23 protein-coding genes and 2 pseudogenes are annotated in these 23158 nt (G+C 53.1%); 14 read left to right on the forward strand and 11 right to left on the reverse strand.

Features of this window, described 5'->3' with window-relative positions; translation table 11 throughout:
* Positions 1–99 precede the first annotated feature (99 nt).
* Positions 100–645 carry a recombinase family protein gene (locus PSPTO_RS29515; RefSeq protein WP_011107006.1) on the forward strand — a complete coding sequence of 182 codons (546 nt, stop codon included), beginning with the start codon at positions 100–102 and terminating at the stop codon, positions 643–645.
* 53 nt (positions 646–698) lie between these two features.
* Here the strand turns inward: PSPTO_RS29515 and PSPTO_RS29520 are convergent, their stop codons facing one another.
* Positions 699–1568, reverse strand: a complete 870-nt coding sequence (locus tag PSPTO_RS29520; protein WP_044393506.1) for a hypothetical protein — start codon at positions 1566–1568, stop codon at positions 699–701.
* Between the two features lie 47 nt (positions 1569–1615).
* Between PSPTO_RS29520 and PSPTO_RS29525 the strand changes: the two genes are divergently transcribed.
* Positions 1616–1990: a hypothetical protein gene (locus PSPTO_RS29525; RefSeq protein WP_044311047.1), complete on the forward strand. Its 375-nt coding sequence runs from the start codon at positions 1616–1618 to the stop codon at positions 1988–1990.
* Between the two features lie 126 nt (positions 1991–2116).
* Here PSPTO_RS29525 and istA read toward each other — a convergent pair whose 3' ends face one another.
* Entirely contained in the window at positions 2117–3139 is a 1023-nt protein-coding gene (gene istA, locus PSPTO_RS29530; protein WP_002551322.1) for an IS21-like element ISPsy4 family transposase, read from the reverse strand.
* Between the two features lie 272 nt (positions 3140–3411).
* On the opposite strand from istA, the gene parA reads away from it, so the two are divergent.
* The 6 genes from parA to PSPTO_RS29560 all read left to right on the forward strand — a co-directional run bounded on the left by parA (position 3412) and on the right by PSPTO_RS29560 (position 8180).
* The gene (gene parA, locus PSPTO_RS29535) at positions 3412–4041 is read left to right on the forward strand and encodes a ParA family partition ATPase (protein ID WP_004666923.1); all 630 of its coding nucleotides are present in this window, start codon (positions 3412–3414) and stop codon (positions 4039–4041) included.
* Positions 4042–4061: 20 nt separating this feature from the next.
* Positions 4062–4280, forward strand: a complete 219-nt coding sequence (locus tag PSPTO_RS29540) for a plasmid partition protein ParG (protein ID WP_004666922.1) — start codon at positions 4062–4064, stop codon at positions 4278–4280.
* Positions 4281–4625: 345 nt separating this feature from the next.
* Complete coding sequence (locus tag PSPTO_RS29545; RefSeq protein WP_057443138.1) at positions 4626–5027, forward strand: LexA family protein; 402 nt, start codon at positions 4626–4628, stop codon at positions 5025–5027.
* A gap of 475 nt (positions 5028–5502) precedes the next feature.
* On the forward strand, positions 5503–5931 hold the full coding sequence (locus PSPTO_RS29550) for a CesT family type III secretion system chaperone (RefSeq protein WP_005783154.1): 429 nt from the start codon (positions 5503–5505) through the stop codon (positions 5929–5931).
* A 360-nt stretch (positions 5932–6291) separates the two neighbouring features.
* Positions 6292–7035, forward strand: coding sequence for an ADP-ribosyltransferase domain-containing protein (locus PSPTO_RS29555; RefSeq protein ID WP_162273801.1), 744 nt, complete (start codon positions 6292–6294; stop codon positions 7033–7035).
* A gap of 5 nt (positions 7036–7040) precedes the next feature.
* Positions 7041–8180: a hypothetical protein gene (locus tag PSPTO_RS29560; RefSeq protein WP_057443140.1), complete on the forward strand. Its 1140-nt coding sequence runs from the start codon at positions 7041–7043 to the stop codon at positions 8178–8180.
* A gap of 208 nt (positions 8181–8388) precedes the next feature.
* On the opposite strand, the pseudogene PSPTO_RS29565 reads toward PSPTO_RS29560, so the two are convergent.
* Positions 8389–8556: pseudogene (locus PSPTO_RS29565) on the reverse strand (IS91 family transposase); the annotation flags it as partial.
* A gap of 519 nt (positions 8557–9075) precedes the next feature.
* Positions 9076–9696 carry a recombinase family protein gene (locus tag PSPTO_RS29570; protein WP_005747119.1) on the reverse strand — a complete coding sequence of 207 codons (621 nt, stop codon included), beginning with the start codon at positions 9694–9696 and terminating at the stop codon, positions 9076–9078.
* Between the two features lie 310 nt (positions 9697–10006).
* On the opposite strand from PSPTO_RS29570, the gene PSPTO_RS29575 reads away from it, so the two are divergent.
* The 4 genes from PSPTO_RS29575 (at position 10007) to PSPTO_RS29590 (ending at position 12387) form a co-directional block, all read left to right on the forward strand.
* Positions 10007–10447: a TrfB-related DNA-binding protein gene (locus tag PSPTO_RS29575; RefSeq protein WP_003344293.1), complete on the forward strand. Its 441-nt coding sequence runs from the start codon at positions 10007–10009 to the stop codon at positions 10445–10447.
* A 433-nt stretch (positions 10448–10880) separates the two neighbouring features.
* Positions 10881–11258, forward strand: coding sequence for a hypothetical protein (locus tag PSPTO_RS29580; RefSeq protein ID WP_003344294.1), 378 nt, complete (start codon positions 10881–10883; stop codon positions 11256–11258).
* Positions 11259–11304: 46 nt separating this feature from the next.
* Complete coding sequence (locus tag PSPTO_RS29585; RefSeq protein WP_011107012.1) at positions 11305–12141, forward strand: DUF932 domain-containing protein; 837 nt, start codon at positions 11305–11307, stop codon at positions 12139–12141.
* Between the two features lie 57 nt (positions 12142–12198).
* The gene (locus PSPTO_RS29590; protein WP_011107013.1) at positions 12199–12387 is read left to right on the forward strand and encodes a hypothetical protein; all 189 of its coding nucleotides are present in this window, start codon (positions 12199–12201) and stop codon (positions 12385–12387) included.
* 73 nt (positions 12388–12460) lie between these two features.
* Here PSPTO_RS29590 and PSPTO_RS29595 read toward each other — a convergent pair whose 3' ends face one another.
* Positions 12461–12739: a mobilization protein gene (locus PSPTO_RS29595; protein ID WP_011107014.1), complete on the reverse strand. Its 279-nt coding sequence runs from the start codon at positions 12737–12739 to the stop codon at positions 12461–12463.
* Between the two features lie 444 nt (positions 12740–13183).
* Between PSPTO_RS29595 and mobA the strand changes: the two genes are divergently transcribed.
* Both mobA and traI read left to right on the forward strand, forming a co-directional pair.
* Positions 13184–13513, forward strand: a complete 330-nt coding sequence (mobA, locus tag PSPTO_RS29600; protein ID WP_003344297.1) for a plasmid mobilization protein MobA — start codon at positions 13184–13186, stop codon at positions 13511–13513.
* A 10-nt stretch (positions 13514–13523) separates the two neighbouring features.
* Positions 13524–15476, forward strand: coding sequence for a TraI/MobA(P) family conjugative relaxase (gene traI / locus PSPTO_RS29605; RefSeq protein WP_011107015.1), 1953 nt, complete (start codon positions 13524–13526; stop codon positions 15474–15476).
* Positions 15477–15527: 51 nt separating this feature from the next.
* Here traI and PSPTO_RS30475 read toward each other — a convergent pair.
* From PSPTO_RS30475 to PSPTO_RS29630, 6 genes and pseudogenes are all read right to left on the reverse strand, one after another.
* Positions 15528–15835, reverse strand: a pseudogene (locus tag PSPTO_RS30475) (integrase); the annotation flags it as partial.
* Positions 15836–16002: 167 nt separating this feature from the next.
* Positions 16003–16626 carry a glycoside hydrolase family 25 protein gene (locus tag PSPTO_RS29610; RefSeq protein ID WP_011107016.1) on the reverse strand — a complete coding sequence of 208 codons (624 nt, stop codon included), beginning with the start codon at positions 16624–16626 and terminating at the stop codon, positions 16003–16005.
* 805 nt (positions 16627–17431) lie between these two features.
* Positions 17432–18613 (reverse strand): glycoside hydrolase family 10 protein, encoded by a 1182-nt coding sequence (locus tag PSPTO_RS29615; protein WP_011107017.1) that lies wholly within the window; start codon positions 18611–18613, stop codon positions 17432–17434.
* Positions 18614–18692: 79 nt separating this feature from the next.
* Positions 18693–19988 (reverse strand): glycoside hydrolase family 68 protein, encoded by a 1296-nt coding sequence (locus PSPTO_RS29620; RefSeq protein WP_011107018.1) that lies wholly within the window; start codon positions 19986–19988, stop codon positions 18693–18695.
* Between the two features lie 11 nt (positions 19989–19999).
* The gene (locus PSPTO_RS29625) at positions 20000–20185 is read right to left on the reverse strand and encodes a Com family DNA-binding transcriptional regulator (RefSeq protein ID WP_010209989.1); all 186 of its coding nucleotides are present in this window, start codon (positions 20183–20185) and stop codon (positions 20000–20002) included.
* A 462-nt stretch (positions 20186–20647) separates the two neighbouring features.
* The gene (locus PSPTO_RS29630; protein ID WP_011107020.1) at positions 20648–22597 is read right to left on the reverse strand and encodes a putative bifunctional diguanylate cyclase/phosphodiesterase; all 1950 of its coding nucleotides are present in this window, start codon (positions 22595–22597) and stop codon (positions 20648–20650) included.
* Positions 22598–23158 lie beyond the last annotated feature (561 nt).

The following is a 23158-nucleotide window of genomic DNA, read 5'->3' on the forward strand; positions in this document are numbered from 1 at the left end:
TGTGGACACGGTAAAATGATCCTCCACACACGTCTATAAATTCGTTTGCTTATACTTCGTAGACGGGGTATCTATAAATCGACTTATGAGACATTTCCCATGCGACTTTTTGGTTATGCCCGCGTCTCCACCAGCCAACAGTCCCTTGACGTACAGATAAACGCGCTCAAGGCTGAAAACGTCAGCGCAGCAAGGATTTTTACTGACAAGGTCTCGGGCAGTCATGTGAACCGCGAAGGCCTCAAGCTGCTGCGGCTCAAGGTCGAAGAGGGCGATGTTGTCTTGGTAAAAAAACTTGACCGATTAGGTCGCGATACTGCGGACATGATTCAGCTCATCAAAGAGTTCGACGACATGGGCGTGGCCATCCGTTTTCTGGATGATGGCATCAGTACAGAGGGGACCATGGGAAAAATGGTGGTCACCATCCTGTCTGCGGTGGCTCAGGCCGAGCGCCTGCGCATACTGGAACGTACCAACGAAGGTCGTTTGGAAGCCAAGGCCAAGGGCGTGAAATTTGGCCGTAAACCTAAGGTGAATAAGGCCGATGTCTTCACCCTGCACGATCAGGGTGTCAGTGCGATGGAGATTGCCAGGCAGCTGAAGATCGGTCGTTCGACGGTCTACAAAGCGCTGGCATCGTGAATGAATGGGGCGCTTATTCTTAACGTACGTACTTTAAAATGCGAGTTCAGGTTTCAGACATCTCGTCTCGCCAAGCCTTGAGGAGAGGCGACCTTCACTGCAAGCTCAACCAAAGGTCGGGCTTGTCGAGTAGCGTCCTTGACGCCCTTGGTGCCGAGCGACATTGCGACTCCGACCGCTTCAATATCTACCTGTAGTGCACGCCGCAAATCAGGGGAGGTCAACTTGTCGCTCACTCTGCGGACAAATGCATCATCAAGTACCGATTTTTCTGGTCGATAGCGACCACTTTTGATGGGCGAGACTTGCTCCTGCTGATCCGCCAGGCGTTTCTGCAATCGGGTTGTGACCTGCGTCAAAGCCTTCTCGGCTGTCTCACGCGTAATTTTGCCCGCTTCGGCTGCGGTTGAAAGATTAAACGTATCCGTACGCTCTACAGCATTTCGATTTTTCGCAAACCTACTGTCCTCCGCAAATATGGCTGAACCATTTGACCACGGATCCATGACAATCGTTGAGGTGCCAGACTGGGATTCGTCGGTTTCAGCCCACACATGATCTTCCTCAGTCGATGCAGCCAAGTAGATGTTTTCATATTCAGATCGTCCGTTTTCCTGGGCCAAAGCTCCATAGGCGAAGCTCGCTATACGAGCATGTTCGCCACAGTTGCCCGCGCCGAACACCTGGCCTGACATCGCAACAAGAACATGCCAGTTCATCGGCTCATTCGCAGGCATAGGCTCATGACCGGCGGCCTCGGCATCTTTTCTCAAGCACCTTGCTGCAAGGGTGCGGGCTCCACTTTCCAGATTGGAAAGTTGCGCATCCACATCAATATTGCCTCTTCCAAAGGGCAATGCACGGCGCGCTTCAGCCACAGCCTTGTCTGCCGGGATCAGACTTTTGGTACCTTCCTGATCCACAGGGCGATGGTCCAGCCTTCGCAACAGTAAGTAGCCGGGCAAAGAAGATGGTGTATCAGGCAGCGGTTTCCCAGCAGACGCAACGGGCGGCAACCGTGTTTGTACTGATGAATATGGATAGTTCGCACGCGCCCTATCAGGGCGAGTCTCAGAGCTTTCTGGTGGCAAGCCATAAGAGCCTTGCTGGCTCTGCGGTTGAGTTATTGATGATTGCGCCGCCTTTCCAACGTTTCCATTCGAAATGCCCGGCAAAGGTGGGGTTAGGCCAGCGTTATGTATTTTCATTTTATCTCAACGAATTAAATACTTTCATCATGCTAGCTATGTCGTCATTTGGCCGGGTCAGTTCCCACCAAGCAAGTTCCCTAATCTATGCCATAGCCGCTGAAGCAACATTAATCTGCGCGCAGAGCTTTCACTGATGTGGAAATCCAGCTTTAGCGGCAACAGCGCGGGGAAATTCTGACCATTACGACGAGTGAAATCGCTTAGCGTACTTTAAAATCCGTTTTCTGAGGCGACCCCTGTCAGGCGAGCATGTTGAAGGTTCATGCTCTCACCTCCAGCAGTTGCTCATAAACCGACAGCGGATGCTGCAAGCTCTCGTACGGCAGGACCCGTCCCAGGCGTAGGCCTTGGGCGGGTTGTGGGCGCAGGCTCTGTGTTGGCAGTGGTAATAGTACCTGCTGCTCTTGGGCCAGACGTACCGCCGGTTGAACACCCGTCGTGCCGTGAATCCGCTGATGAGCGACTTCGTCGAGCCATTGGCCGATATGTGCGTTGGCCGTCACCACATCCAGCGTCAGACCCGCACTCTTGAGCGTAGCGGCCAACGGGGTAATGAAACTGCCCTTCAGATACCCGTTGAAGCGCTCAACCTTGCCCTTGGTCTGGGCACGGTAAGGGCGGCAGACCTTGGGAATAAAACCAAACTCATCGGCCAGCGCAGCCAATCGGGGATGCCAACGGTGCTGGCCCTCCCCAAAAGCATCTCGCTCGGTGATGATGGTTCCGGCGTTATCAAACAATGCCTGCTCGGGCACGCCGCCAAAGTAAGCGAACGCCTCCCGAAGCCCTGTCAGCCAGGCTTCGCTGTCCTCTCGCTCGGAGAAACGGACAAAGCTTGCTCGACTAAAACCAAGTGTCGCCACGAACGCCTTAAGCGGCTGACGGCCTCGTCGAATGGTGGTGAAGTCCACCTGTATCTGCTTGCCGGGCAGTGTCTCGAAACGTACCACCGGCTCTTCTGCCTTACGTTTGAAGGGGCGAATATAAGCCTTCAGACGACTGACGCCGCCGCTGTACCCCAATGCCGTGATCTCACGCAGCAGGACGGTCGCCGGAATCCAGTGTGGGCGCGCCGCCTCAATACGCTCGTGCAGGTAGTCCTTGAAGGGGTCGATTTTGCACGGACGTGCGGGTCTCACCTTGTCACTGGGTAGCGACCGGGCCTTTCGCAGGTACTTGCGCACGGTGTTACGCGAAATACCCAGCTCACGGGCGATGAATTTGATGCCATGGCCCTGACGGGCCAACACTTTAATTTCCACAGACTGCTCCTGGGTCAACATATTGGCAGCTCAAAGCCGCCAGTTTTACCCAGGGGGGTCAATTCTAGGTTGGCGTTAGGGGGTCATTTTTACAGTGGCGGTGACACCCAATGACTCAACGAGCTTTTAAAGCTCTGAAGCCTTCTTCATAAAAATGATTGTTGGCTCACGCTGGGCCAACAATAGCGCATCTGGAGGCAATAAATTTATGAGTTTATGAGCTTTTACTTGTTTGAGTTACTGGTATACTCGCTTGAGTAAAAGCACATAAAATCATTTACTCAGGAGGTTTCATGCGAGTCATTGCGGTGTTGAACCAGAAAGGCGGCTCAGGGAAAACGACAATCGCCACGCACCTGACGCGCGCTTTCCAGTTGGATGGGTCCAGTGTGCTGCTGGTGGATTCAGACCCCCAGGGAAGCGCTCGTGATTGGGCAGCGGTGCTTGATGACAACCCTGTGACGGTTGTTGGTATCGACCGCCCTACCATCGACCGCGATCTAAAGGCGATCGGGCACAAAGATATTGTTGTTATCGATGGGGCACCCCAGGCAGCAGACTTGGCTATCTCAGCCATCAAAGCTGCCTCCTTTATTTTGATCCCAGTGCAACCGAGCCCGTATGACATTTGGGCTACAGCAGACCTCGTGGATTTGGTTAAACAGCGCATAGAAGTAACGGATGGTGCCTTGCAGGCAGCATTTGTCGTGTCGCGTGCAATCAAGGGTACGCGGATAGGTGCAGAGATTTCGGAAGCGTTGGCCGGCTATGGCCTCCCTGTACTGGAGTCGCGCATCACTCAGCGTGTGAGCTACCCAGGCACTGCCGCTCAAGGCACGACCATTCTCGATAGCGATCCAGAAAGTGACGGTGCGAAGGAAATTCGCGCGCTGATGACCGAGATAAAACAAAAACTTTTTTGAGCAAAGGAGCTAATGAGTTTATGAGTGAAAAATTAAAAGGTGCTTTGAGTGCCGGCCGGCCAAGCGCGCGAAGCTCGAAGGCAACCACCTTGGCAAGCTTGGCTGATAAGCCTGCGACGGTTCGAGTCAATTTTGACCTGGATCGGGAGCAACACATGAAGCTAAAGCTTTATGCGACGAAGCAGGGAAGGAGTATCAAAGAGGTATTGAGCGATTTTGTGGCCCAACTACCTGATTAGTAAGGGAAGTTCATTTGCTCATTTGAGTTTATGTTTAAAAACTCACTATTTGGTTGAGCGAACGGCAACAGGCCAGAGGTGTGAAAAATTCGAGGGCTGATAGGCTCCATGGCCGAGACGCGTAAAGAAGGGGAGCCCGCAGAATTCGGAAAAAATCGTACGGTAAGCACTTCCGACATGGGACAGGCCCTCGTGCAGCCTGGACTGTGTCCGATTGAAGTACACCTCAACCCGGCGTCAGGCCGCTCACCGGCACCGGGTCAGACTAGGACATTTACTGTATTTCCTGACGGATCGCCGTCAACTTCTAGGACCTCAACCTGACAAAATTCACGCTAGCGTACGATTTTTTCCGTTTTCTCTATTCGCCCCCTCTACACCTTTAAAATCCCCGCCGGTTTTCCTAATCCTGCTGCGGACCACATCGAGCAGGACTTCTCATTCGACCGGTTGATGGATTTACGTGCGCCTCACATCTATGTGGCCAAGATCGATGGCGACAGCATGGAGGGTGCAAAGATTTTTCATGACAGCCTGGTTGTTGTGGATCGATCCAGAAAACCGTCCAGTGGCAGCATTGTCATTGCTGCCGTGAACAACGAGCCGCTGTGCAAAATCCTCATCCTGCAGGGTGACCATGTCGTGCTGAAGTCAGCCAACCCCGCCTATCCGCCTCGGCATATCCTGGAAGGCGAAGAACTGTCGATATGGGGCGTTGTGAGACATGGCGTCACGAGCTTTGAGTAATAAGCCAACGCCGGTGTTTGGCCTGGTCGATTGCAATTGTTCCGGAACGCTGTTAACCGTTACAAGCGATAATTATCATATGAAACAGTTGATTAGGGTTACTAACCGTTTATCGGATGGTGTCCAGCTCAGCCACAGGATGGCGTTTTCAGCTCATATTTGGTCAAAGTGGAAGGCGACAACATGCAGAGCGCCGGTATTTTTTTGGTGACGTCGTCATCGTGGATCGAGGCCGTTACGCTGAGCATGGGGATATGTTCAATCCTGACGAGACCTATTACGCTTGGGTAATTGCACTCCACCTGACCACCCTCTTACGGACAAGATTTAACGAGGCAGCCGGCTGTTTGTATGGTGGGAGGCCTTAACTGACTTCCCTGTTCCATTGCTCCCCGGACCCCAAGTTCACGTGGCCTGGAACCTTACGGAGGTTCACGCCACCAAGTGCTCATTCGAACCTAAAGGTATTCACACCATGCGCACATCCGTTAATGGTCTGCTTGAGCACAGCCTGAAGACCCTGGGCTTTGATACTTCGGCATTGCAGGCCTTGCGCGACGACGGTTATTTACTGTGGCAAGGCAAGGATAAGCAAGCCAGTCTTCTGGTTCCCTCTACTGACGGCGACGCGCTTTTCGCTATCTGTACCTTGAGCCGTGTCGATCCCGAGCACGACGGACGTCTGCTGGCGCTTGCATTGCACCTGAACCTGTCTCCTGTCCACACGATGAGCGCATGTATAGCACTTGATGTCGAGCAAAACACGTTGTGTCTTCGCTACACCCATGACCTTGGCGGGAACGGGGCAGATACCCTGTTGCTTGCGCTCGAAAACGCCCAAGCGCTTGCTGAACAGATCAAGCAGGTAATCGAAAACTTTAGGCACGATCAGGGACGCCGATAGATAAAAGGAGGTTGCTATGAAAATATCCGGCTCCACATCTTCTGCAAACACCCCAACGGATTCAGCGCAGAAGTCCTCTCCAAAGGACTGCTGAGTGGGTTGGCCCGCAAATCAGCAGAGTGAGGGCAGAAATTGGTCCCCAGAAAAGCAAGGTAAGCTCGTTCGATTTAAAAATCGGCTTGAAAAACGAGAACGGCGCGGACGTGTTAATTGTTCAGCGTTTCTTTAAACTTTAAGTGAGTGATTTTATTTATGGGTAATATTTGTGGTACTTCTGGCTCCAATCATGTGTATAGTCCGCCTATTAGCCCTCAACATGCATCTGGTTCGTCCACACCAGTGCCCAGTGCTTCTGGGACGATGCTTTCTCTCAGTCATGAACAAATATTAAGCCAGAACTATGCTAGCAATATAAAGGGGAAATATCGCACGAACCCCCGAAAAGGACCATCTCCTAGGCTTTCTGATACGCTGATGAAGCAGGCGCTGTCTTCAGTGATCACACAAGAGAAAAAGCGACTTAAAAGTCAACCAAAGTCAATAGCCCAAGATATTCAGCCTCCAAACAGCATGATCAAAAATGCACTTGATGAAAAAGACAGCCACCCTTTTGGTGATTGCTTTTCAGACGATGAATTTCTTGCGATCCATCTCTATACGAGTTGTCTTTACAGACCGATCAACCATCATCTGCGGTATGCCCCGAAAAATGATGTCGCGCCTGTTGTCGAGGCAATGAATAGCGGTTTGGCCAAACTTGCTCAATACCCTGATTATCAGGTGTCTGGTCAGCTGCATAGAGGCATCAAGCAAAAGATGGATGATGGTGAAGTTATGAGTCGCTTCAAGCCGGGTAATACTTATCGTGATGACGCGTTCATGAGCACATCGACTAGAATGGATGTTACAGAAGAATTTACTTCCGATGTCACGTTACATCTGCAGTCCTCATCAGCCGTCAATATAGGTCCCTTTTCAAAAAACCCATACGAGGACGAAGCGCTCATCCCGCCCCTGACGCCTTTCAAAGTAACCGGTCTGCACAAGCAGGACGATAGGTGGCACGTCCACTTGAACGAGATCGCAGAGAGCTCTGACGAGTGACTCATATGATGAAAACAGTCAGCAATCACTCGATACCCAGTACAAATCTCGTCGTGGATGCGGGAACGGAAACTTCGGCGCAGAAATCCCAGCCGGTTTGCAGCGAAATCCAGCGTAACAGCAAGATCGAAAAAGCAGTCATCGAACACATTGCCGACCACCCGGCAGCGAAAATGACAATAAGCGCGCTGGTTGACACGTTGACAGACGTTTTTGTCAGGGCTCATGGGGAGGTTAAGGGGTGGGCCGAAATCGTCCAGGCAGTCTCTCGCCCTCATGACAGTAATCGACACGGCAGTGGAGTGCTCAGCCCGCGCTTTGATGTAATGGGGAGTGTTGGTTGGAATGCGGCAGCTATCCGGGCCACCAGTCGCGTCGGGACGCTTCGAGAGAAAGGTACACTGTTCACTAACCTTATGCTCAGTAACAACTTTAAACATTTGCTTAAACGAGTGGTTAACGATCCAGCCTTGCAGCAAAAGCTCGACGGTGGGTTAGACCTCAACTATCTGAAGGCTTGTGAAGGCGATCTTTATGTCATGTCAGGGTGGGCTGCACGGGCTAGCGAAAGTCGTGAACAAATTGGCAAAGCCCGGTATGAAACGGCATCAAATCTTAGCCAGACGCTGATCAGTGCACGTGAGTTGGCTTTTCATCGTCACAATCCGGTTAATCATCCGTCTGCCCAAACGAAAGTGGGCTTCGATAAGGGTTTGCCTGAGGAATCTGATCTGCAGGTTCTGAGAGGCCATGGCAGCAGTGTATGGAGTGTAAAACCGGGCAGCGATTTCGCAAAGCGTGCTGAAGTTTCTGGAAAGCCTATTATCGCCGGCCCGTCCGGTACCGCTTCGCGCATGGTCGCTGTTGCGCGTTTTCTGGCACCGGCTTGTTTGAAAAGCCTGGGTATTGAGAGTGAGCAGAACCTGAAAGAGCTTGTGCGGTATGCCTGCTATGCCTATTTCGGTCAGGACAGCCACCATTCGATGCTTGAAGTGAATCTTGGTGTCGCTTCCCATGGAATGCCGGAACAATGGGACGACACGCTTTATAACGAGCCTTTCAGTAATTCAATTAAAGGTCGCGGGTTTGGTATAGACAATCTCGCGCATAGGCAAGTCGTCAGGCAGGCGGCTCAAAAGTCATGAGCCATTGAGCCTCTCAAGGAAAGGCTTGATGCATAGGAATTTCAAAATGCCTATGCATCCGGCTGACGCTATGACGGAGGCGTCATGCCTTCAAAGCGATGCGTAGGAAGACGCTGATGCGTTACTTATGCAGTGAAAATACCTATCAATCCGCATTAACTCAGGTTATTTTACCGCTGAGCCTAGGTGCGGACGCACCTTCCCCCTGTCAGGGCTTCACGTACCTCATCTGCGCGATCGCCTGAGCGTTGAGGATCAGTCCCTGCACCGTCAGCCCGCTGAGTGCCGCCGTGTATACCATCCGCGCGCCACACAGCACGCAACGGAACAGATCGACGTTTAGAAAGGCTTTGGCCATCTGCGCAAAATACAGCTTTGGTAGGTGTAGCGGCTCGCGTTGGAAAACACGCGTGCTCGCAATCAGCGCCTTTTTCGGCTCAGATTATTTGCATGTATCCGGTGCCGCTGGCTCAGATTATCTGCATTCCAGCTCACGATATTTGCGACCAGCTCAAATTGCAGGTTGCCCGGCTCACGCTTTTTGCAACTGAATGTGCGTGCAGAAACTCGTGGTAATACACATTTTCTGGACGTTGAAATATATACAGATTTGCTGGACTCCGTCACCCAAGCCCTACCATACCTGCGCCTGGAGCGCGGTTTTTGTCCAACAAACCCTCGTTTGTTGGACGTGCTAACCGGCGCGGGTTCAGTTGCAGCTAATGTGAGCCGGAAACGATGGAATGCAAGTCGATGCGGCTGAATGCAAGCTCGCTCGCAATTAATCTGAGCCAGACGGCTCCGTCAGTCGCAGTTAATCTGAGCCGAAAATTGCGCTGATTGCGAGTACGGCTGTTTTCGATTGCAAGCCGCTACACCTATTGGCCTTAACCGACTAACGTTGCGCCAGCTCGTCGCGGACCTTCATGACGGTCGTAGTTGAACACGCAGCGTGCCTCGCTACTGCGCGGATCCCGAGACCTGCAGCCAGCAGCTCACGCACTCGGTTACGCAGCTCTGCGTCTACGGGTCTGCCTTTGTAGACGCCTGAAGCTTTTGCCTTCTCAATCCCTTGTGCCTGGCGCAGTCTTCTTTGCTGATAGTCCTTCCTGGCAATCGCGGCCATCATATCGATCATCATGTAGTTGATGGCCGCCAGCATGCGGTCGGTGAACTCGTCCCCCGACTGGGCCGTCATGCCTTGATGACTGGTAGGCAGATCCACAGAGACGATCCGTATGCCTCGGTTATCGATTGCTGTTTTGAGGGATCGCCAAGCCTGGTCATCCATTCGCGACAGCCGATCGATGCTTTCCACCAGCAGCACGTCACCTCGGCGAGCATCTTTGAGTAGTCGGATTAATTCCGGGCGGTCGGCATGGCTGCCACTGGCATTTTCCATGTAGCACGATGCGATGGCCTTGCCGTAGCCGGAGACAAACGTTTCCAAATAATCGCGCGCTCGACTTGCGTCCTGGTCATCGGTCGATGCTCGAAGGTATGCACGAATGAACATCAGTAGATCCGTCTCATTTTGGGTGTAGTCAAATGATTGTATCAAATTGGGTGTGCGTTAAGTGCGCAAAGCTGAAATCGGGTCGTGCTGATTTTCGTGTCACTTGGGGTATACCCAAAAGTGACAACACAGAAAGGTTACATGTGGTGACATTTTTTGTTCAGCAATTGTGCGCCATTTTGAACACACCCTCCCTGTGCTCAGGACTGGTCTTTTGGCCGCACCTGAAGCCTACAACTGTGTCTTCATACAGGTTACATGTGGTTGCAGTTACGGTAGATTCGACTTTCATCAACCTGGACCTACCACCATGACTGTCGATCCTGACCCGCTTGGTCTTGCAACAAAGATCATCCAACACTACAGCAACGCCCAGATCGCCCAGTTGATCAGGATTATTAGTCCAGTTTCTCCCTGCGCCCTAATGACCGCAGAGGAGTTTGAGCGAGTCATGGTCGTACTTGCCGGCCAGAATCGACGACGAGCGTTCTCCGATCGTTCGATAAATGCTGCCAGGCTTGTCCTGGTTATGGGTGCCAGCGTGTCCGAAGCGGCTTTGGAAACTGGATTGGCCAGGCAGGTGGTTCACAGACTCATGACACGTATTCGGTCGCGCCTGGAGGGTTTGCCGGCTAATTGGGTAAAGGTCGAAGCCTGGCTGCCCCCTGCAACTGCAGGCGATGTTCTGGCATTAGCTCAATCACTCAGATCTGCTCAATCGCAGGAGGAGAGGAGTGGCCTGGCTGTTTGAGCCTCGGTGCAGTTCGATTTGACAACCTCTGACGTGCGTTCCCTTCGCTGCGCTCAGGGCCGGGCTTTCGTGCTGCGCATCGAGCCAGGCCATGAAGCCGGCCCGTCTCGCCCCTTCGGGCTTCAATCCTCGCCGGCAAGCCGGCTCTAACGCCTCCGGCCTCTCGGCCTGCGCGCTCCGCTTGCCGTCGCTGCCTGTACTTCCCGTATCACCTGCAGGCTTTGCTGCGCACCTTTCGCCGTGCGCTTGACGGTAGATCGAGCGCGGCACCTGACAAGGGTTCGGCTGCGCCCGCGACACTCCCCCGTTCAGACTCGCTTCGCTCCCTTAGCTGCGGCCTCGCATCGCGCCCTTGTCACGCACCTATGCGCCCGATCGACCTAAGCGCATCGGCGAAAGGCACTCAGCTAAGCCAGCACAGAGGTGAGACGAAATGAACAGACAAGCAAAGCAACAGCTGATGAAGCGCTTCACAAGCGGTCAGGTCGAGATCTGCAAAAAGCTGCTGAAACTGAGTCGCCAGGTACACAAGTTCAATGCCCGCGTCGAGTTCCTGGTGCTGACGTTCAAGCATGACCTGGCAGACGCCGTAGTCCGGTATGAACTTTGGGACAACGGTTTCGAAGGCCTGGGCGAACGCCAGTTCGACAACTGCTTTGAAATGGGTGACTCGGCCGAGGTGATCGCCGAACTAATCACCACAGCGCGTCGTGAAGGCTTCGTGGAAAAAATTCAGACCTGGTGCGGCAACGAATCGTTTGCCCGCTGGTGCAGCTACGCCGACCGCCAGGGCGACCTTTTCGCCGCTTAACCCCGCTTACGCCCGTCAGGCCGGGCGCTACACCAGGAGAAAAAATATGCGTATGTCCAGCAACTTCCGTAACCCATGCATGATCCGCAGTGACGTCCCACTGAGCAACGATCAGATCGCCCACTATGTGCCTTCCATCTTTGCCGAAGAAGCGCACGACAGCAGGTCGGCACGTTATCTGTATATCCCGACCGTGCAGGTACTTGATGCGCTGCGCGCCGAAGGATTTGAACCATTCATGGCCTGTCAGACACGCGTGCGTGACCAGGGCAAACGTGAGCACACCAAGCACATGCTGCGCTTGCGCCATGCGAGCCAGATCCTGGACCAGGAAGCCAACGAAATCATCCTTCTCAACAGCCACGATGGCAGCAGCAGCTATCAAATGATTGGAGGCAAATTCCGTTTCGTGTGTGCAAACGGACTGGTACTGGGGGACGTTGCCGCTGACCAGAAAGTGCGCCATAGCGGCCGTGGTGATGTGGTAAATGACGTGATCGAAGGCGCCTTCGAAGTGTTGAAGCATTTCGAACAGATCGACCACATAACCGCCGACATGAAGCATCAACAATTAGACCAGGACGAGCAAGAGGCCTTTGCATTGGCTGCCTTGGCGTATCGCTACGATCCGGCAGAAGGACCTGCGCCTGTTACCCCGTCCCAGTTGCTCATGCCCCGCCGTCGTGAGGACCGCAGCAGCGACCTTTGGACCACGTTCAATCGAGTCCAGGAAAACACCATAAAAGGCGGTTTGACCGGGCGCAACAAGCAAGGCCGACGCACGACAACGAGGGCAGTTAATGGCATTGATCAGGATGTGAAATTGAATCGCGCACTGTGGGTGCTCGCACAGGCTCTGCAAGGCCGTCAGCTCGCCGCCTAATCTCAAGCCCGGACATGATCTGTCCGGGCACACAACACCCTAACGGAGGAGAACACCATGGGCCCCTATATCGTAACCTGGACCATGTACAGCGAAAACCCCGGCGACCACAAGGCAGCCGCCCAGGAAGTAGCGGAGCTATATTTTCAAGAACGGATTGCAGCAGGAGAGCCCGATACGGCTTGTACGTTCGTTGTAACAAACAGCAAAGGCGAATCGAAACAAATCGACCTAGCAGCGCATTAGCTGACGAAAAGTGCAGAAAATAAGCCCCACGATGTGGGGCTTTTTTTTGCTCATTTTTTAACGTGAGCGGGCGTCAAGCCGTCTGCGCTTTAACACGAGGGGCTGCGCGTTTGCGAGAAGACGTCAATTCAGTAATTTCCTTGGCAGTCACATTCATGCCCACGTCAGCGAGCGCTTGCTTGACCTCGGTGACTGTGTAGCCCTTCGCAGTGCATAGCTCAACTATTTCCGCTTTCAGTGATTGAAGCACTTCCGCCTGGCTCAGCTTGTCCTGGCTCAGGTCTGGAAGCTCAGCGAGTTTCTGGCGTGCGGCTTCCAACTCTTTTTGGGTGAACGTCTTTTGCTTCGCCATTGCGCGATTCCGAATGATGTTGATCGATACCCAGCACCCGATCATAGGGCAGGGCGCCCGTTAGTCGTCGAGGATATCAGGAAGCGGTCAATCGATGACAGTGTGGTTTTGCAAGCTCAGGCAGATTGTGGTGAGGCAATTAGACGCGCCAACCCTCTACGGGCTTTTTCCTGACGGTCAAAGCATGGCAGCCCGTATGAGCTGTGAGGATCGCCTAGACGTATCGAAAACCCCAACCAGCCACCACCGCAGCCGCTTCTCTGCTTTGGCCCTAGGCGGCATTGAGCCAAAATGCTAGGCTAAAGGCAAAATCGAGGCCATAAGATATGACCGGAAATGTTTTGTACGGACGGCCCGCACGCGGTCCGTCCGACAAAACCCGGATCAGGGCTCCGCCCCGACACCCCGACAGCGTTATTCAGTTAGTTAAGGTTGAGTCAGAGCATGTCGAAAAGCACAGCGCGTCAAGCAACGGTGAGGATCGAAATTCGTTGCACTGAAGAGGATGCGGCCTTGATTCGCGAAAAAGCGCTGGCTGCCGAGATATCTGTTTCAGATCTGATGCGTCGTGCTGCGCTGAATCGCAAAATCAAGACACCGACTGACAAGAAGCTAATGGCCGCGTTGCTACAGCTGGGTGGCTTGCAAAAGCATTTGTTCAACCAGATGCAGGACAGCATGACAACTGATCTTAGCAAGCAATTTTCTGACGTGTTGGTCGCCATCCGAAATGCCGTCAATGCCATCGATCTGTCCCAGACTCGCATCAAGTAGCCAATCAGCCATGAACGTCATCATCCCCCCGAAACGCGGCGATAAGGGCTCCAGCTTTAACCGGCTGGTGAGCTATATCAGCGACCGTGGTGACAAGCCCAAAGATGATGATCTAGTCAGCGCTGCGCCTCGCCAGAATGCTTCGCGCACCAAGAAGGCGATGTTTGATCGGCTTGTCGATTATGCGGATCGAAATGATGGAGACGACCGTGCCGTCGTGATCACCGACGTGTTCCCCGATGGCCGTCAGCGCTTGATCAGTGGGGGCATTTCTTGCGAGACAAACTGCTTCTCCTGGGAGACATCGGCCGCGGAAATGAACATGGTTGCCGCCCAAAGTCGTCGCTGCCAGGACCCGGTCTATCACTTCATCTTGTCGTGGCGCGAAAACGAACTGCCTACTGATGCGCAGATATTCGAATGCGCCGAACACTGCATTCGTCAGCTGGGCATGGAAGGGCATCAGTACGTCACCGCTATTCACCAAGACACAGACAATACGCACTGTCATGTGGCGGTGAACCGAGTCAATCCCATTACCTACAAAGCCGCCGCCTTGTGGAATGATGCTGACACGTTGCAGAAAAGCTGCCGAGTCCTCGAACGCAAATACGGATTCATTCAGGACAATGGGAGTTGGCAGTGGGGTGTCAACGACCAATTGGTCCGTGCTCCTTTTCGGTATGGCAGTGCTCCGCAAGGGACTGTGCCATTGCAGGTCTATTCAAACACCGAGAGTCTCTATCATTACGCCGTGCGTGAGGTGCGCGAAAAGATATCTGAGCTTATCGAATCGCGAGAGATTACCTGGCGTCAAATCCATCTGGCCCTGCATGAACGTGGCTTGGGATTGAGGGAGCAAGGCGAAGGTTTGGTGATCTATGATTTCTTGCGCCCCGAGGGTCCTGTGGTCAAGGCTTCTTCGGTTCATCCGACGCTGACCAAGTTTCGATTGGAGGCCCACATAGGCCCGTTTGAAGGACCACCCACCTTCGAACATGAAGAATGGAGCTATGGTATTTCTTCCTATTACCAGCCTGCATTTGAACTCCGAGATAAAGACGTGCGTTTCGATCGCCGGCAGGCGAGAGCTGAGGCTCGGCTGGACTTAAAAATGCGCTACAAACGCTATCGTGAGGGATGGGAAAAACCTGATCTTCATGTCAAGGATCGATACCAGCAAGTGGCTGCTCGCTACCAGGCAATGAAGGCGGACGTCAAACGCTCTCAGCACGATCCTTTGCTTCGCAAGTTGCTGTATCGAGTTGCCGAGTTCGACCGGATGAAAGCCATGGCTGAGTTGCGCATCGAGCTTCGTGATGAGCGGCAAGCGCTTGCCGAAAAGGGCTTGCTTCGTCCGCTTGCATACCGTCCCTGGGTCGAGCAGCAAGCTCTCAGAGGGGACGTTGCGGCGGTCAGTCAACTGCGTGGATTTGTGTATCGAGAAAAGCGGAAGGAGCGCACTCCGGACGGTGGGTTTGATCGTCTTATCCAGTGCGGCCAGGCAGATGATTCTGCTGTCTATCACCTGCGCTCTTACACGTCACATTTGCATCGTGACGGCACTGTCGAATATCTGCGCGATGGCAGGGCGGGTGTGATCGACCGTGGCGATTTCGTCCACGTAAAACCGGGGTTCAATGACGACGATGAGTTGGACAATTATCGGCTGGCCGCCAACCTGGTATCCACGAAAAGCGGTGACGCTGTGAGGATCATTGGTGATGACCAGTTCGTAGACCAGGTGCTTGATGCGGGATGTGGCGTCAACCATCGCGGAAGTCAGTATGTGTTCCAAGTGACCGATCCAGAACAGTTGGCGCGCTACGACGTGATCGAGAGGGATCACCGTCAGTATTACGGATACGACGAGCCGTCCCGTCCCCAGTCCCCCGTACGTCATGATCCGGTGGATGATGCTCCGGATGATGGTTACCAGCCTCCAAGACCATTTGGCGGTTGAAACCCGAGTCTCCTTAGCGCAGGTCATTATTGCGCAGCGTTTTAGCAGTGATAAACGTTCAGCGGCCACGGGATGCAGGTGCAACAAGCGGATCTTGCTGCCTTTGCCGTGGACCCGTAAGTGCTTGATGCCGCGTCGTTCCTGCAGGCCGTGGTATAGCAGCACGACCAGAATCAACCGGTCGCGCAGTCCTTTCACGGTGTCGGTATTCGGCGCCTCGAGCAGCTGCTTGGCCTGGTGATCGCCGAGGGCCGGGGTCTTGCCTCGTTGCTTTATATCCGGCCCGTTTGATGCCGTGCACCGGAACCGACCGAATTGTTTTCCAACTGGTGATATAAGAGGCAGGCCTGCGCTGCTAAGTATTCAGCCCAAAGTCAGACCTGCTAACGCTTTACGGAGTAGAAGCTTGGGTCAGCGAAATTTCGGCAGCTGGGTCAATTCTGCATCTGCGGCAACATCTTCGGCTTTGTCGTCCAAAAAAACCTACTTTTTTGAACGATAAACATGCTTTCGCAAAATCACTGGATCAAGTACGAACCCAATTAAGATCTACATCAACCTCAATGCCCGCGATGCGACCTTTGTTACTGTGCTGCCAAATTGACCAGCTTTTACCTGCTACCTCCCATGAAGCTGGAACTTTAGGTTCACTGACATCCCAATTAGCGATCCAAAGAGGGTATTCACTAAATGCATATTTTTCTCCTAAAATATGATTCATCCAGAAGTTATTATCGCAATATATAAATGATTTTTGGCTCTTTAGGATTTTTTCGTTATCCAATAAAGTTAGCAGTTTATGAAGGTTGTCAGCCATTTCGTCCGGGGTAGCTTTTTCGTTACCTTCGAGCTCCGCATCGATTGCAAAAAACTCAGTAGATGCATCGAAGCCGGCAGCAGTAAGTGTACTAACTATGTTATCTCGTTGTGCTTCCGGCGAGCTGCTGAGCGCACGAAAGTAATGATATGCCCCCGTTTTAATTCCGACGGCTCTAGCGTCAGTACGATACGTAGTGTATTTATTGTCCTGTACGGTAGCGCCTTCTGTTGTCTTGATAAAGGCATACTCAATGCCAGCCTCAAAAACTTTTTTAAAATCAATATCACCTTGAAAATGCGATAGATCAATACCTTTCTTAATTGTGCTCATGAATCTCTCCTATTTCTCGTGTCTGAGAATTTTAGAACTATTTATAATTGGCGGGCTAGGCGGAATATATGTGTTTTTGTCAAAACTTAGGAAGGCTTTATTTATTAAAAACCCAGTTGCTGCCCCTTTGTAAACCAATGCTCCCAAAGCATTGTTGGGACGAAAACCGAATAAATCTGCAATTCCTTAAACGGCAGCCCAAGCTATGAGTGACTGCTTCTCTACTGTTGGTTCAACGTTATCTACGGCGCGTTGGAGTTTTCGGTGCGGCAAGTGCAGCACAGGTCTTCTTCGGGTTTTTCCATTGGGAATCTCATACAAGGTGCGTACGGGCAAAACTCGCCGCCAGCGGCTCGGCTCTAGCAGCCTGCGTGGCGGTGCATGAAAAGGCGAAAGTTCATCGTCATTTTCCTTTAGATAGAGTGAAGACTGCCGCCAGGCGGTGGCAGGCCAACGGGAGGGGCAGGTAGGAAGTAGGCTTGCTCGGCGTGACTCCATTCGAGGTAGCTTTCAACCCTCCAAAAACGGGGTGGGGTAGGGAGCAATGGAACTGAAAAAAACCAACGTAAGGCATGGTTAGAGTTTGCTAATCCCCTCAGAGTGCGGGGATTAGCGAACTTTGATTTTCTGAACGAGTTTATGGCACCGCTTTTCAGAGTGATATCACCTACCGTGGCGCTCGCTGAGGCGGTATCATAAAACGTGGTTTTATCGTATTGGCCAGTCTGCATTAGGGGGTACGGACAGGCACTGGGCTTAAGTGCACTTTCTGTTAAGTTGTTCCCCAAGCCCCGACAATACAATATTAGACGTCAGCCCAGCGAAGCTTCAGGTAGTCGACCACCTGCTGAGTCTGTGAGGCCCGCAGAAACATATGTCGAAATAACATGCACCCGGAAACCTCAGTCAGAGAATCATTCAGGTCAAGCTGACGGGTAATTTCAGGCACGCCCCCCTCGACAGTCCAGTCGGGCTCGGTTTCTGATGCCGTTCCCACTTTATACAGAGCCATACCAATATATAACGCTGTGCCAGTTCCGCTGACGGTATCCGCCCACCACTGTGTGATGACATCATAACGCGCAACCTCACGAGCAAACGGCCAGTATACCTGCGGGGCGATATAATCAATGATGCCGTCAATGACCCATTTCCGTGTGTCTGCATACGCGAAATCGTAATTAGACGCACCGGCCTGCGTATCAGACCCCAGCGGGTCGTCAGATTTATTCCGCCAGACGCCTGCCGGGCTGACGCCAAACAAGACATTCGCTTTTACGGCGGCTATTTTTTTATGGCATGTATCAACCAGCGAATAAGTGTTATTCCGCCGCCAGTCGGCCTTCGTGGTAAAGTTCGTATTGTATTTCTGATAGGTGGCATCGTCCTGCAGCAGCGAGCTGGCAGTTTCATAATAAAAATAATCATCGAATTGAATGGCATCAACATCGTATTTAGTGACAATTTCTTCAACAATATTACTAACCCACGTCTGAACTTCAGGTATCCCGGGGTTGAGAACAAAGCGGTTCGCTGCGGTTCCCGTCCATTCAGGATGTGTTTTAAACACACTGGCCGGTGAGTCAGATGATGAGTTGTTCAGCTCTTCGATTGTGGCATCGCTGGCGTTCATTGATACGCGGTACGGGTTCACCCATGCGTGCAGCTCAATATTGCGAGCATGTGCCTGCTCGATAGCATAAGCCAGTGGGTCGAAGCCGGGATTCTTCCCGAGCGTACCCGTCAGGTACTTCGACCACGGAAGCAGGTCTGATGCATAGAATGCATCTGCGCAGGGAACAACCTGGAATATGACGGCATTCATTTTCATTGCCACAATTTCATCAAGAATGCCGGTCAATTCTTCTTTCTGTTTACTGACACGTGCAGCCTCATCAGTGATGGCCACAGATGAGACTGACGGCCAGTCAAGATTCGTAACTGTCGCGACCCAAGTCGCCTTGAGGTTTTTGTTCGCAGTTGCCATTGCGGTTTCTCCTTTAGGGTTCTGAGTGAACGAAGAACGCCTGCTCTCACAGACGTTCTTCAGGTATGGGAACGGCGTGTCAGCTCAGTTGCACGTCTTTCATCGCAGGGATATAACCGTAGTCATATTCTTCCTGCACGAACGAGCGATCCCCTTTCAGGAGGATTCTCACCGTCGGCGCTTCGGTCCCGCCGATACGGTAATCCTCACCTGTGGTGGGCACGCTGTCGATGAACGAAGTTACCAGACCGTTTGGCATGACGCAGTGCGAATACGTCTGGAAAGGCTGCTCGGGCGGATTGCCGAGCACCAGGCCGGAAGCGTTCATTGGCCGGTACGGACCGAACAAATGTTCGCCGACAAAACCGTACACCCCGTCTGGCCCTGTAACACCATCGGCATACGTGAACTTGTGACTGATGGTGAACAAGTAATATTTGCCGTCTTGAAAAACATAGTGCGGGCGCTCGGTCTGATCATTCACGCCGACGGCAGTCACCAATGGCGGAAGTATTTCCCACTCTTCGCCACTGAGATCTTTTGCAACCGCCAGACCGATACAACCCACCTGGAATCTGGCACCCCCCACGTCTTCGTGACCCGGTGGCACAGGGCCAAGTTCGGCAACCCCTACTGTGTGCGAACCGCGTTCACCGGCGACATTGCCTTCAAACACCATATACAACTTGCCATCATTAGGATCAATGAACGGACTGGGGTCGCGAAAGTTCCAGCTTGAGTTCTGCGCTTCGGTTTGATAATAGGTGCCGTCGGCCTCAAACAGTTTTTTGACCTGGGTAAAGTCTTTCAACTCCACGCCCTGATCGGACGTCACAATACGGCCACGTACTTTGGCGATCGCTGCGCCGGGCGTGACGCAGGTGTAATAGAGATCAATATCGCCTTTGTCATTCAACAGTATGGGTGTGCCCGCCCACTCTCGAGTGGTGGGCGATACCCCCTCGGCCATTACACGACCACCAAAAATCCAGTCCTTGCCGGTACGCGAGTACCAGTAGCACATGCGTGCGCGGCCATGTCGATCTTCCCAGTCACGCTTGATGTCATAGCGACCGTCGGGCCCCAGGTACTGAGGGTCGTCAGGATGGCGGTCCGCCGTCAGGGTGATGATCACTGACCAGCCGTTGACCGAAACCACCGTGCCGTCGAGCTCTCGCAGCGGCATGGTGTCCCAGATGAATACCGTATCACTCATGACCGGAAAGTCCGCACTGACCAGTGGCTGCGTCGTGGTCGGGTCATTTTCATTGACCTTCAGCGCATCGGCGCGGGACCAGACAGTAGGTGGGTATTTGATGTTATCTACGAGAGGACTATTTTGGAGCTGGCTTACAGCAGAGTTGCTATTGTACATAATTGATACCTTTAAATAGTTGTGGGAGGCAGCAGCGACGCTGCTGTACCTCTGTCGCTCAAAGGCGATAACTCAAGGCTCACGGCCTTCACATGATTCAATGTCCCGCAGCGGGGGCACTTGATCTGGAGTTCGGTGTAGTCACCCATGCGAAGCAGCAGCTTCTTGCACTGCCCGCATCTATAGTCTTTCAACACTTGCACTGGTCTCCTTTTGCTTCGCCCAAAGAAAAACCCCGCCTGGGCGGGGTTTGGGTAATCGCAATTTACCGGTCGGTGCTGTTGAAAAGCCCGTATCCGGCGGCTGCCCTGAGGCGCAAATCGCATATCGTGGTGCCTTTTTACCTCCCTCCGGAAAGGCTGGAAAGGGGCAGTTTCGGGGTGGGTCGAGTTTGGCCGGAGTTCAACACCAGTTCGACCACAGTTGCGCCATTGGCCCGGATAAACGGTACGTGTAGCGGCTTGCAATCGAAAACCGCTGGCTCACATTAATTGCGACTATCAGTAGCCGCTGGCTCGGATTATGTGCCACTCAGCTCATGGTATTTGCGACCAGTGTCGGTTTCTGAAATAAACGCGACATCTGATTGGCGAAGGCCTCAATCGGCTGTGGGCAATTAATGCGACTGTTTAGGGAAGACAGACGTTGAGCGAGTCCGGCTAACCAAACGTGCGCTCGTCATCCGGCGCCTCAATCCACACGAGTGTTTCGGCGAACGTTATCGGCGGGCTGTAGAAGTAGCCTTGGACCATCGTGCAGCCCAGACTCGTCAGCGCGTTCAGCTCGTCCTGCGTCTCGACACCCTCGATCACGCATCCTAATGACATGTCCAGGCTTAGGGCCACCAGCGACTTGACGATCTTGTAGCTGGCCGGATTGTCATGCACGCACCTCACAAAACTGCGATCAATCTTCAGTTTGGTCAGCGGCAAGGCGTGCAACTGGCTGAGACTAGTGTAACCGGTGCCAAAGTCGTCAAGGGAAATCCCGCAACCCAACTGACGGAACCGGAGGATAGCCTGTTGAACCTGGTCAATGTCCTGCATGACAGCCGTTTCGGTGATTTCCAGATCAAGTCGTGAGGCGTCAAAACCACTGTTTTCGATTATATCGACAATTCTCTTGACGCTTTCCCAGGTCGCGCAGTCATGGGCCGACAAATTGAACGACAGCCTGATCGGCGACGGCCAGGACAATGCTCGCTGTAGCGCCTGCGTTAACAAAGGGGCGGTCAGCTCGTTGATCATGCCGATCCGCTCGGCAATCGGAATGAAATGCGCAGGCGATACCGCGCCGAGTACTGGACTGTCCCAGCGTGCCAGCGCCTCGAAAGCCACTGTTTCGCGTGTACAGCTTTCAATGATCGGCTGAAACAAAACGTGAAACTCCGTCTTCAGATTCGCCCGCCGCAATGCCTGCTCGGTTACGCCATCGGCACTAAGTTGTTCACGGTGACTGGCCGAAAATATGCAAGTGGACCCGGGGTTGTGATTCTTGCCTTGGTAAAGGGCGTAGTCGGCATATTCAAACAATTGGGTAGCATTGTCGGCGGTAGCTGGATACGTTGCGAAACCCAGAGTCGCGCCGATCTGGATCGGTATTTCCGAGAGTTCGAAACTTTCATGCATCAACGTGCAAAGGTGCTTGCCGAACATCAGTAACGCCTCGTTACTGGTGTCGCCCTTGATGACCAGCGCGAATTCGTCACCGCCCAGCCTAGACACGTGCACGGTATCGCTCGCAGCAGTGGTCAGCCGTTCGGCGACCAGCATCAACAGCCTGTCGCCAACACTATGGCCATAAAGATCGTTGACCGGCTTGAACCCGTCCAGATCCAGCACACCCACCGCTAGCCCGCTGCGCTGTAGCAGTGCCTCGTTCATCGCCGTATCCAGTGTCTGGAAAAAATGCCGACGGTTAGGCAGGCCGGTCAGGCTATCCCGATTGGCCAACATCAGGTTCGCGTTGCTCAGTTGTTCAGTCTTGAACTGGGCGTTCACCAGGCTGGTGAAGTCGCGGTACTGATGGCGAAGAATGATCAGCATACCGATCGACACCAGCACGATATTTGCAGCCGTGGCGATAAACGTGATGTTGTGTGTTGAGGCGAAGAAAATAACGAACGCTGTATTGACGATCACTGCAGTAATCAAGGCTGCAGACTGCAAATGCATCATGCAGAAAATGCACACAATCACGGTGATGCCCATGAAAAACGCCACTTGCGCCTGGGTATAGGCATCGCCATAGGGGTACATCGACAAAGACCATGCCGCAAATGCGGTGGAGATGATACCCACCAGCCTATTGGTGCCGCGCAGCGTCTCGAGAATAGTGCTTGAAGCTGGCGGCGGCTTGTTTACCGTAAGCAGCCACTTGCGCGCGCGAATGCAGCACCCGATGGTGAGGACTGTCGGTACCAGCAACGTCAGCCACATCGGGGCAGTTGCCCAATGGGTAAAGGCAAGCGCCCAGGTGTTGACCAACAGCACGAAGTACATCAGCGGCAGTTGTCGGGACAATGCGATGTATTGAGCTTGCAGCAGCCGAGGATTATCGGAGGGCACGGACATCAGGGTGCGCAAGGCATCCATCATTTTTTTCAGCATCGCAAGGCTTCTCTGTCAGTACATTCAAAGCGCAAGCGGCTTGCTGCTCATCATGCGAGCCAGGTTGTAACCTGCTCACCTGTAATGCTCTCGGCAGCGGTAATTAATTCTTTACGGTAAAACAGGACTGAGCATTGGCGCGCTATGACGTGATCGAGAAGGATCACCGTCAATATTACGGATACGACGAGCCGGGGGTGAGTACCCATCCCCTAGCTCGGCATGACCAGGTGGATGACGCCCCGATGATGGTTACCAGCCTCCAAAGCCTTTCGTTGGTTGAGGCGAGCCATCAGAAACGCTCAGGACCTACATTCGAAATGTACGACCGTGTCTTGAGAAGGGGGACTTTCAGCTGAATTGAACGTCGCCGCTTATGGGGGGGGGGACACCAGCTACCTCCTGCCTATATGGATTTCTCTGACAAAGATTTGCCAATCCATTCCTCGGATGCCGGCTACCTGATTGGCGAGAAAACCGTATCGTAGGAGCTAGTGGAATCCGTTCTGTCACGGCAGTTCGATACCAAGCATGCTAACTACAACAGCCACTCGTCGGCAA

It is taken from the genome of Pseudomonas syringae pv. tomato str. DC3000 (assembly GCF_000007805.1).
Lineage (GTDB): Bacteria > Pseudomonadota > Gammaproteobacteria > Pseudomonadales > Pseudomonadaceae > Aquipseudomonas > Aquipseudomonas avellanae.

What these genes read in the sequence shown, in the direction of transcription:
- PSPTO_RS29515 (WP_011107006.1), top strand. Translation starts at nt 100, where the DNA reads ATGCGACTTTTTGGTTATGCCCGCGTCTCCACCAGCCAACAGTCCCTT.
- PSPTO_RS29525 (WP_044311047.1), top strand. Translation starts at nt 1,616, where the DNA reads ATGGTGTATCAGGCAGCGGTTTCCCAGCAGACGCAACGGGCGGCAACC.
- istA (WP_002551322.1), bottom strand. Translation starts at nt 3,139, where the DNA reads ATGTTGACCCAGGAGCAGTCTGTGGAAATTAAAGTGTTGGCCCGTCAG.
- parA (WP_004666923.1), top strand. Translation starts at nt 3,412, where the DNA reads ATGCGAGTCATTGCGGTGTTGAACCAGAAAGGCGGCTCAGGGAAAACG.
- PSPTO_RS29540 (WP_004666922.1), top strand. Translation starts at nt 4,062, where the DNA reads ATGAGTGAAAAATTAAAAGGTGCTTTGAGTGCCGGCCGGCCAAGCGCG.
- PSPTO_RS29550 (WP_005783154.1), top strand. Translation starts at nt 5,503, where the DNA reads ATGCGCACATCCGTTAATGGTCTGCTTGAGCACAGCCTGAAGACCCTG.
- PSPTO_RS29555 (WP_162273801.1), top strand. Translation starts at nt 6,292, where the DNA reads ATGCTTTCTCTCAGTCATGAACAAATATTAAGCCAGAACTATGCTAGC.
- PSPTO_RS29560 (WP_057443140.1), top strand. Translation starts at nt 7,041, where the DNA reads ATGATGAAAACAGTCAGCAATCACTCGATACCCAGTACAAATCTCGTC.
- PSPTO_RS29570 (WP_005747119.1), bottom strand. Translation starts at nt 9,696, where the DNA reads ATGTTCATTCGTGCATACCTTCGAGCATCGACCGATGACCAGGACGCA.
- PSPTO_RS29575 (WP_003344293.1), top strand. Translation starts at nt 10,007, where the DNA reads ATGACTGTCGATCCTGACCCGCTTGGTCTTGCAACAAAGATCATCCAA.
- PSPTO_RS29580 (WP_003344294.1), top strand. Translation starts at nt 10,881, where the DNA reads ATGAACAGACAAGCAAAGCAACAGCTGATGAAGCGCTTCACAAGCGGT.
- PSPTO_RS29585 (WP_011107012.1), top strand. Translation starts at nt 11,305, where the DNA reads ATGCGTATGTCCAGCAACTTCCGTAACCCATGCATGATCCGCAGTGAC.
- PSPTO_RS29590 (WP_011107013.1), top strand. Translation starts at nt 12,199, where the DNA reads ATGGGCCCCTATATCGTAACCTGGACCATGTACAGCGAAAACCCCGGC.
- PSPTO_RS29595 (WP_011107014.1), bottom strand. Translation starts at nt 12,739, where the DNA reads ATGGCGAAGCAAAAGACGTTCACCCAAAAAGAGTTGGAAGCCGCACGC.
- mobA (WP_003344297.1), top strand. Translation starts at nt 13,184, where the DNA reads ATGTCGAAAAGCACAGCGCGTCAAGCAACGGTGAGGATCGAAATTCGT.
- traI (WP_011107015.1), top strand. Translation starts at nt 13,524, where the DNA reads ATGAACGTCATCATCCCCCCGAAACGCGGCGATAAGGGCTCCAGCTTT.
- PSPTO_RS29610 (WP_011107016.1), bottom strand. Translation starts at nt 16,626, where the DNA reads ATGAGCACAATTAAGAAAGGTATTGATCTATCGCATTTTCAAGGTGAT.
- PSPTO_RS29615 (WP_011107017.1), bottom strand. Translation starts at nt 18,613, where the DNA reads ATGGCAACTGCGAACAAAAACCTCAAGGCGACTTGGGTCGCGACAGTT.
- PSPTO_RS29620 (WP_011107018.1), bottom strand. Translation starts at nt 19,988, where the DNA reads ATGTACAATAGCAACTCTGCTGTAAGCCAGCTCCAAAATAGTCCTCTC.
- PSPTO_RS29630 (WP_011107020.1), bottom strand. Translation starts at nt 22,597, where the DNA reads ATGCTGAAAAAAATGATGGATGCCTTGCGCACCCTGATGTCCGTGCCC.